Source organism: Leifsonia sp. Soil_N53, from assembly GCF_057655165.1.
This window is the reverse complement of the sequence record NZ_JBDGMM010000009.1, coordinates 1-8263: the sequence shown is the minus strand read 5'-3', so window position 1 is coordinate 8263 and position 8263 is coordinate 1. Positions and strand designations below refer to the sequence as shown.

Genomic DNA, 8263 nt, shown 5'->3' with positions numbered 1-8263 from the left:
GGGCAGCGTCCGCGGTCGTCGCGGGTGCGGCCGTGGTCGCGGCGACGTCGATCGTCGCCGTCGCACTGACCGTGACGCCGCACGAGCCCGTGACGCCGCCGGTCACCGGCACGGTCGCTGCCGCGCCGCGCGAGACGGTGCCCCTGCCTGTCCCGGCGCAGACCGCCCCGCCGGCGCCGGCTGCGCCGGACCTCCCCGATGCCGACGGCTCCTCTGCGAGTCCCGAGGCGCCCGAACCCGGCGCCGAGCCGGTTCCTCCGCAGGAGCCCGACCCCGGCCCGACCCCGGCTCGCGAGGGCCCTGCGGCCGTCGTCGCGGCGCAGCCTCCCGTGCTCGCGCTCCCCGCGCCGGTCATCCTCGACCCGGCGGCCCGGATCGGGTCGGACCTCCCCGTCGTCTCCGGCACTGCTGACGCCGGGAATGTCGTCGCTGTCGCCCTGGTCGACGCGACGGGAGCGGTTCTCGCGGAGGCGACGGCGATCGCGACCCCGGCGGGGACGTGGTCCGTCGTGCTCGATGTCTCCGGCGCGGAGGACGCCGTGTACACGCTCAGCGCGACCGCCACGGACGGGAGCCGGACGAGCGCCCCGGCCAGCTCGCACGTCACGCTCGACCGCGCTCCGACGGCCCCGACCGACCCGGGTGGGCACCCGGGCTGCGGAAGGCCCGGCCGGGGCGGCTACGGCGGCGGGGGCAACTGGCTCAGCGAATTCACAGCACGGAATCCGGCTCCTCGCGTCACAGCTCCGCACCAGACGGCTCCCTAACACCAGAACGCACAACCCGGTCGCGTCTCCCGTCCTGCGCCCCGGTGCTGCTCACCCGCACCGTGCACCCGAACTCCGCACCCGAAACCCGCACCCCGCACCCCGCACCCGAAACCCACACCCGCACCCGCACCCGAACCCCCGACCCCGACCCCGACCCCGACCCCGACCCCGACCCCGGAGGATCCCGCAATGGTCCCGTTCACCCGGCCCGCCGCGCGCCGGTTCAGCGCACTGCTGGCCGCCGCCGTCGCGTGCGTGGCCGCCCTGGCCGCGGGGAGTCCGGCGCTCGCGGCCGGCCCGACCGCGACCCTGTCGGTGACGATCGCTCCCGCGACGACACCGATCCCCTCCGGCGCGACCGCGCAGTGGCTGGTGAACTACCAGTGCTCGTCGGTCGACCCGGCGGTCACGTCGTGCGCGGACGCCCGGATCGCGATCGCGATCGCCGCGCTCTCGCCGCAGGGGAACCCGGTGACCTGCACCGTCGGCGGGTCGACGGGCAACGGCGACTTCGCTCCCACCTCGGGCGGCTTCGTCGGCACCGGCGCGGGCAACAGCATCCCGGTCGGGGCGTCGGGCCAGCTGACCTTCGCGTGCAAGACCGCCGCAGGCTCCACGCCCGATCAGTCGAGACTGACGGCGACGGCCACGTTCAGCTCCAGTTCCGCCGCCGCGCCCGCGACGGCCACGGCGACGCCGATCGTGATCACGGCCAAGACCGGGGTGAGCGTCGCCAAGGTCCTGCTCGGCGCGTCGGTCCTCGACGGCGTGACCGCGTACCAGATCACGGGAGACTACGTGAAGTTCGTCCCGGGCAACGGCGACTGGAACACCACGAACCCGGTCCTCGTGGACACCCTCCCGGCGGGAGCCGTATTCGTCAGCGCCTCCAACGGCGGAGTGTACGACCCGGCGGCGAACACGGTCACCTGGCCGTCCAGCGCGGGCAGCAACAACTGCTGCGGCCCGGACTTCAGCGTGACGGTGCACGTCACCTTCCCGTCGACGACGTTCGGGCCGACCAGCACCGTCACGAACACGGCGAAGCTCTCGGCGACCACGGTCACCGATCCGTCGACGGTGTCGGCGACCTCCAGCGTGAGCCACACCTTCGCGAACAACCCGCGGGCGTCCGGCTCGTTCGCCAAGTCGGTGTCGCCGAACAACATCGCCGCCGGCGCGGTCTTCAAGACCGACGCGTTCCGCTGGCTGCTCCAGGTCGCCAACACCGGGCAGGTGCCGGTCGGCGGAACGGTCTACGACTACCCGCCGTGCGGGAGCGCGCCGCTGAGCAACTCGCTGCCGCAGAGCTGCACCGATCCCGGCTACACGATCAGCTCGTTCGAGAACGTCCCGCCGGGTTCGGTGTTCACGTTCTTCCTCGCGGACGGCTCGACGCGCACGGTCACCAAGACGACGGACGGATCGGTCCCCTACCCGGTTCCCGCCGGCTGGCTGATCGGCGGCTACTCGATCGCCCTGCCTCCCACCGGTGTCGACCCGACGAAGACGCTGATCATCGTCGTGAACGGCCGGCTGACCGCGGGAAACGGCTACGTGCCGATGACGCAGACGAACTGCGCGCAGTGGTCGCTCACCAACGCACCGGCGACCACCCTGCTCGGTGTCGGCGACACGGACAAGTCCTGCGCCGTCGCCTACTTCAAGAACACGGCGGCGAGCCTGCTGATCGCCAAGTCGTACACCGGCGGCCCGAACGCGCTGCTCGCCGGACAGGTCGCGCCGTGGAGCCTGCTCGTCTCGAACACAGGCGCCGCCGGCGACCCGCACTACCTCGACGTCCCGATCCGGGTCACCGACACGCTGCCCGCCGGCGTCTCCTACGTGCCGGGCAGCGCGGTCGTCACCAGCGCGGCGGGCGGACTCGGCTACGACACCGACTTCACGTCCGCGGGTATGACGGTCGCCCAGAACGGGCGGACGCTCACGTTCACGTTCCAGCCGGGAACCCTGCTCGACCGGCAGCGAGCCTTCACCATCCGGTTCGCGACGGTGGTGAACCCGGGCGTCGGCGCCTCCACGCAGGTCAACACGGCCAGCGTGTGGAACGACGCCGATCCGACCTGGACCCCGAGCGTCGGCACCGGCAGCACGTCCACCGCCTCCTTCGCGACCGGCACGTCGGCGCAGGCCGGGGCGCAGAAGGAGGTCGAGGGGCAGTACGACAGCCAGTTCCTGTTCTCGGTGCCCGGCTCTCCCGCCGTCGGCACCTCGCCGGCCGGCGGCACCGCCCAGTGGCGGCTGAACATCGGTTCGCTGGGATCGACGCCGATCACCGGCCTGGTGGTCTACGACGTCTTCCCGTACACCGGCGACACCGGCGTGTCCGGTGGGCAGAGCGCCGTGGCGCGCGGCTCGGAGTTCCAGCCGACGCTCGCCGGCGCGCCGACCCTCCCGACGGGAGTGACCGCGACCTACTCGTTGAGCTCGAACCCGTGCCGGCCCGAGGTCTATCCGGGCCAGCCGGCGGGCTGCGACACGACCTGGCTGACCGCTGGGCAGGTGACGGACTGGTCCGCGGTGCGCGCCGTCCGCTTCGACGCGTCGGCACTGACGTTCCAGCCGGGGCAGACGGTGCAGGTGGGCTACGGGATGAACCTGCCGGCGTCGGCCGCGCCCGGCCAGGTCGCGTGGAACTCGCTCGCCTACGCGGCGTCCGGCCCGAGCGGCCCGCTGCTGCCCGCAGAGCCGGTGAAGGTCGGCATCCGGGTGGCGACGCCGCCGAGCGTCACGATCACCAAGACCGACGCCGCCGGCCACCACGCGCCCACGGCGGCGGAGGCGGTGACGATCGACGCGGCGAAGGCCACCGGCCTGACGTTCGCCGTATCGAACGACGGCGGCGAACCGCTGACGGACGTCACCGTGAGCGACAGGATCATCACCGGCTCGGCCACCGTGACCGGGCTGAGCTGCGTCTTCCCGGACGGGTCGGCCGGCACCCGGTGGGACGGCCCGCTCGCGGTCGGCGCTTCGTTCCACTGCACCGCGACCCTGATCGCGCTCGGCTTCGACGCGGCGCACGCCGACGACGCGACCGTGACGGGCACCGGGCTGCTCAGTGGGACGCCGGTCGGCGACGACGACCAGTACCACGCGCAGACGCCGGACGCTCCGGCCATCGTGCTGCCGCTCACCGGAGGCGTCGGCACCGACGCCCTCGCCCTCGCCGCGATCGGGATCTTCGCCGCTGCGGCCACGCTGGCCGCCTGGCAGGTGCGCCGCCGGCTGCGTGCCGCGAGCACCCGATGAGCCCCCGACCCGACCCGACAACCCGACGAGAACAGGAAACCCAGATGGCACTGAAGACGAAGGCCGCCGCGCGACGCCGGCGCCTGACCGCGGCGGTAAGCGCAGGCGCCCTCGCCCTGCTGGCGGCGACGGCGTACGTGGTCCCGGCGAGCGCCGACACGACGGGCGGCGATGCCCCGGCCGGCCCGTACACGCTGACGATCACGAAGCTCCAGAACCCGCCAGGAGGCGGCACCGTCGCCGACGGCACCGCCAGGAGCACGAGCGCACTCACGCCGATCCCGGGCGTCGTGTTCAGCATCGCCCCGGTGAACGGGGTCGACCTGACCACGCCGGCCGGCTGGACGACCGCGGCCGGCCTGACGGTGGACGCCTCGGGGCAGGTCACCGACGGGGCCACCGTCTACACGACGGGCGCCGCCGCCGTCCTCCCGGCCACCGATGGCTCCGGGGTCAGCTCGTTCACGACCTCCACCCCGGCCGTGTACGAGCTGACCGAGACGAGCGCACCGGCCGGGACGGAGCTGGGCGCGCCGTTCCTGGTGACGCTGCCGCTGCCGCAGAGCGGCAACTGGCTGACGAACGTGTTCGTCTACCCGAAGAACACCGTGCAGGGCGCACCGGTCAAGACGGTCGACGACGCCACCGCGCACGGCGTCGGGTCGACCGTGGACTGGACGGTGACCTCCACCGTGCCGAACCAGGTGGCGGGCGACGCGTTCACGCAGTACTCCCTCACGGATGCGCTGGACGCCCGGCTGACGCCGCCGGCGCCCGCGGCGGTGACGGTGTCGCTGGCGTCCGCGACCGGCGCCGCGATCGCCCTGCAGCCGACGGACTACGCCGTGACCGTGTCCGGCCAGACCGTGACGGTGGACTTCACCGCTTCGGGCCTCGCTCTGCTCACGACCAACCCCGCGACCGTCATCACCGCGACCATCCCGACCGTGGTGAACGCGGTCGGCGACGGGACCATCCGGAACATCGCGAACCAGTCGATCTCGACCGCAACGGGGTCGGCCATCACCACGCCCTCGAACTCGGCCGAGGACACCTGGGGCGCGCTGACGCTGCACAAGGTCGACCCGAACGGGAAGTCCCTGTCGGGCGCACGGTTCCAGGTGTTCACCTCGGCGTCCGACGCCCGGAGCCTGACCGACCCGGTCGCCGTGGACGGGGCGACCACCTTCACCTCCGACTCCGCGGGGAAGGTCGCGATCGACGGGTTGAAGGCCCAGAACGACGGGACCGGCCCGAACCTGACCTATTACCTCGTCGAGACGCAGGCGCCGGCCGGCTACGTGATAGCGCCCGCGTTCGCGCAGGCGTCGGGCGGCTACGCCGTCACGGTGCTCCCCGGCTCCACGGCGAACGCCACGGTGACGGTGACCGACCCGCAGGCGCCGCCGATCGCGCTGCCGCTCACCGGATCGGCCGGCACTGCGATCTTCGTCGGCGGCGGCCTCGCCCTGGCGGGCCTCGCGGTCGGCGCCGCAGTGCTGGTGCTCCGTCGTCGTGGCGGCCGGGAGGAGCCGGCCGCGTGACCCTCACTCGGCCCCAGAGGGCCCGGTCCAGGAGAGCCGTCACCGGCACGCGGTGGCGGCTCTCCGCCGTGTCGGCGTCGATCGCCGCGCTGGCCCTCGTCGGCGTGAGCGTCACGCTCTACCCGGCGACGGCGAGCTGGTTCAGCGCAGCCGGGGAGGCCGCCCGGATCGCCCGGTACGGCGACGCCGTGACGGCCGCCGGGCCGGCGGGGCGCCTCGCCGCGCTGAAGGCGGCCGAGGACTACAACGCCGCCCTCCGCGGCGGAGGCGCGGTGAACGCGAACGGGCACGTGCCCGTCGGCACCGCCGCGGACCCGCCGCACGGCTACCACTACGACCGCCTCCTGGCCGCGGACCGGTACGGCCTGATGGGCCGCATCGTCATCCCGGCCATCGGCGCCGACCTCCCGATCTACCACGGCACGAGCGACGCGACGCTCGCGGAGGGCGTCGGCCACCTGGAGGGGACGTCCCTCCCGGTCGGCGGGCGGGGCACGCACGCCGTGCTCGCCGGTCACCGCGGGCTCGCCTCCGCGACCCTGTTCACGAATGTGGACCGGGTGGCCGACGGCGACCTCTTCACCCTGTACGTCTTCGGGGAGACGCTCACCTACCGGGTCTCGAGCGTCACCGTGGTCGACCCCGACCAGACCCGGACGCTGGACCCGGTGCCCGGCGAGGACCTCGTGACGCTCGTGACGTGTACGCCGCTCGGGATCAACAGCCAGCGCATCCTGGTGACCGGCGAACGGGTGACGCCCGCGCCGGCGAGCGCGATCGCGCGCGGGCACGAGGCGCCCGCCGGCCCGGGGTTCCCGTGGTGGGCGGCGGCTTTCGCGGGCGCGGCGGCCGCGAGCGGCGGCTACCTCTGGTGGTCCGGCCGGGGGCGGGGAGGGCGGCGTGCGTAGGCGAGGCGTCGCGGGTCGCCGCCGCGGGCCGGGCCCTGTCCGCGTGACGATCGCAGGGCTGCTGTGCGCGCTGGCGGTCGTGGCGGGCGGATTCGCGCTGACGTCGTATCTCGACGCACGGAGCCTCCCCACCGACATGCACGGCAACCCGGTGGACCTCCCCGCGCCGCCACAGGCCGTGCGGGAGCGGACGCACGCCGTCGGCCAGGTGGACGGGAGGACCCTGCGGGTACCGTCCGCCGGCCTCGCCGTGCCGCTCGGCGAGCTGGACGAGGTGGACGGGGTGATCGACCCGCCGGGGTTCTCCTCGGCCTACCTGGTCCGCAACTACGGCGCCCGGCTCGCCCACGCCGGCAGCGGGACCGTGTTCGTCGTCATGCACTCCTGCCGCGGCGGAGCGGTCTGCCCGGGGAACTTCCTGACCGACCTGGAGGCCGGCTCGGCGTCCGTCGCGGTGGGCGCCGATGTGTACGTGGGCGGCCTGCACTACCGCGTGACGGGCTCGGAGAAGGTCTACAAGCCCGAGGTCGGCGCTGCGGACGCGGTCTGGGCGAACGCGGCCGGCCGGCTCGTCCTGCTCACCTGCCTGCAGACCCCGGCGCAGACCGTGTCTGTGGACAACCTGGTCATCTCGGCGCAGCTCGTCACGGAGTGACCGCCGCGGCAGTGACCGGCGCGGCGGGGACCCCGAACAGCTCGAGCCACTCGCCGTAAGTGTGATCCGTTCCGATGGCGCAGTCGCAGGAGATTCGGACCCATTCGCCGGACCTGATCGCGAGGATGCGCTCGACGTGCGACCCGCCGAGGGTGTTCGTGCGTGCGTTCATGCTCAAGAGACCCGCTCGGTGGGCGACCATGACGCGGCGACATTTTCGTGCGCGTCTGCGCCTCCACGCGCAGGTTTCCGCCGAAACAGTCAAGAAATCGTCCGGTCTTCGCGGTTAGGCTCGATCCAGAGCGCCGCAACGGCGCCCGATCGCAGTGCCGCGAGCGCGGCCTATCGCACGACGGGAGGTTCGTCATGTCTCAATTCGTCCCGCAGTTCACTGCTGGAGCCATTGTCGGGGAGCCCGAGGTCGTCGAGGACGCCCGCCCCGTGCGCGAGGTCGCGACGCATCCCGCGTGGCTGCGCCTCAAGGAGGCGGCGACCGCCCTCCAGTCGCTGCAGGTGAAGGACGGCTCGGTCGAGCAGGAGTCCGACAAGCCCGACGCAGCCCGGCTCACCGGCACGATCGTCGACGCCGTCGCCGAGCTCGCCCCGTTCTTCCCGCACGACGCCGCGTACCTCTCTGCCCTCCGCCGCGACTTCGCCCGCTGGGCGGACGAGGGCTTCGGCGTGCCCGACTTCCTGGACGCGCTGAACGCGTTCCAGCCGCAGCAGCACCGCGCCGACGGGCTCGGCCACCTCGTGGTGTTCCCGATGTACACGCAGAACGGCAGCACGAACCGGTTCGTGGAGGCGGTTCTGGTCGAGGTCATCTGGCCCGAGTTCGTGGCGGCGCTGGAGGCCGGCGACTACGGCAACAAGCTCTTCGTCGCGCTGCGCTTCGTTGACTTCACTCCCGGCTACGACACCAACTCGGCGGTGCTGTTCCCGGAGACGGTCGCGATGCGCGAGATCCCGCAGTTCACCTGGGGGGCGATCTTCCAGGACCGCGAGGCCGCCCGCTACCGCCGGGTCGTGCGCGCCGCGGCCGGGATCACGAAACTGGAGCTGCCGGAGGACGCCGCACGGATGCTGGAGGACCAGCGGCTGACGGAGGAGACC

General features: G+C 73.2%; 5 protein-coding genes and 1 pseudogene. All 6 read left to right on the top strand.

Annotated features, from left to right (window positions below; translation table 11 throughout):
• A pseudogene (locus tag AC3A3H_RS00265) lies at nt 1–767 on the top strand (hypothetical protein); the annotation flags it as partial.
• Nucleotides 768–959: 192 nt separating this feature from the next.
• Entirely contained in the window at nt 960–4043 is a 3084-nt protein-coding gene (locus AC3A3H_RS00260) for a hypothetical protein (protein ID WP_487612528.1), read from the top strand.
• Nucleotides 4044–4087: 44 nt separating this feature from the next.
• Nucleotides 4088–5587, top strand: a complete 1500-nt coding sequence (locus AC3A3H_RS00255; RefSeq protein ID WP_487612527.1) for a SpaH/EbpB family LPXTG-anchored major pilin — start codon at nt 4088–4090, stop codon at nt 5585–5587.
• Nucleotides 5584–6495, top strand: a complete 912-nt coding sequence (locus AC3A3H_RS00250) for a class C sortase (RefSeq protein ID WP_487612526.1) — start codon at nt 5584–5586, stop codon at nt 6493–6495. Before AC3A3H_RS00255 ends, AC3A3H_RS00250 begins: the two co-directional genes overlap by 4 nt.
• Before the next feature lie 43 nt (nt 6496–6538).
• Nucleotides 6539–7150 (top strand): sortase family protein, encoded by a 612-nt coding sequence (locus AC3A3H_RS00245; protein WP_487612525.1) that lies wholly within the window; start codon nt 6539–6541, stop codon nt 7148–7150.
• Between the two features lie 366 nt (nt 7151–7516).
• A partial coding sequence (locus AC3A3H_RS00240; RefSeq protein WP_487612524.1) for a DUF6421 family protein occupies nt 7517–8263 on the top strand: 747 nt, incomplete at its 3' end.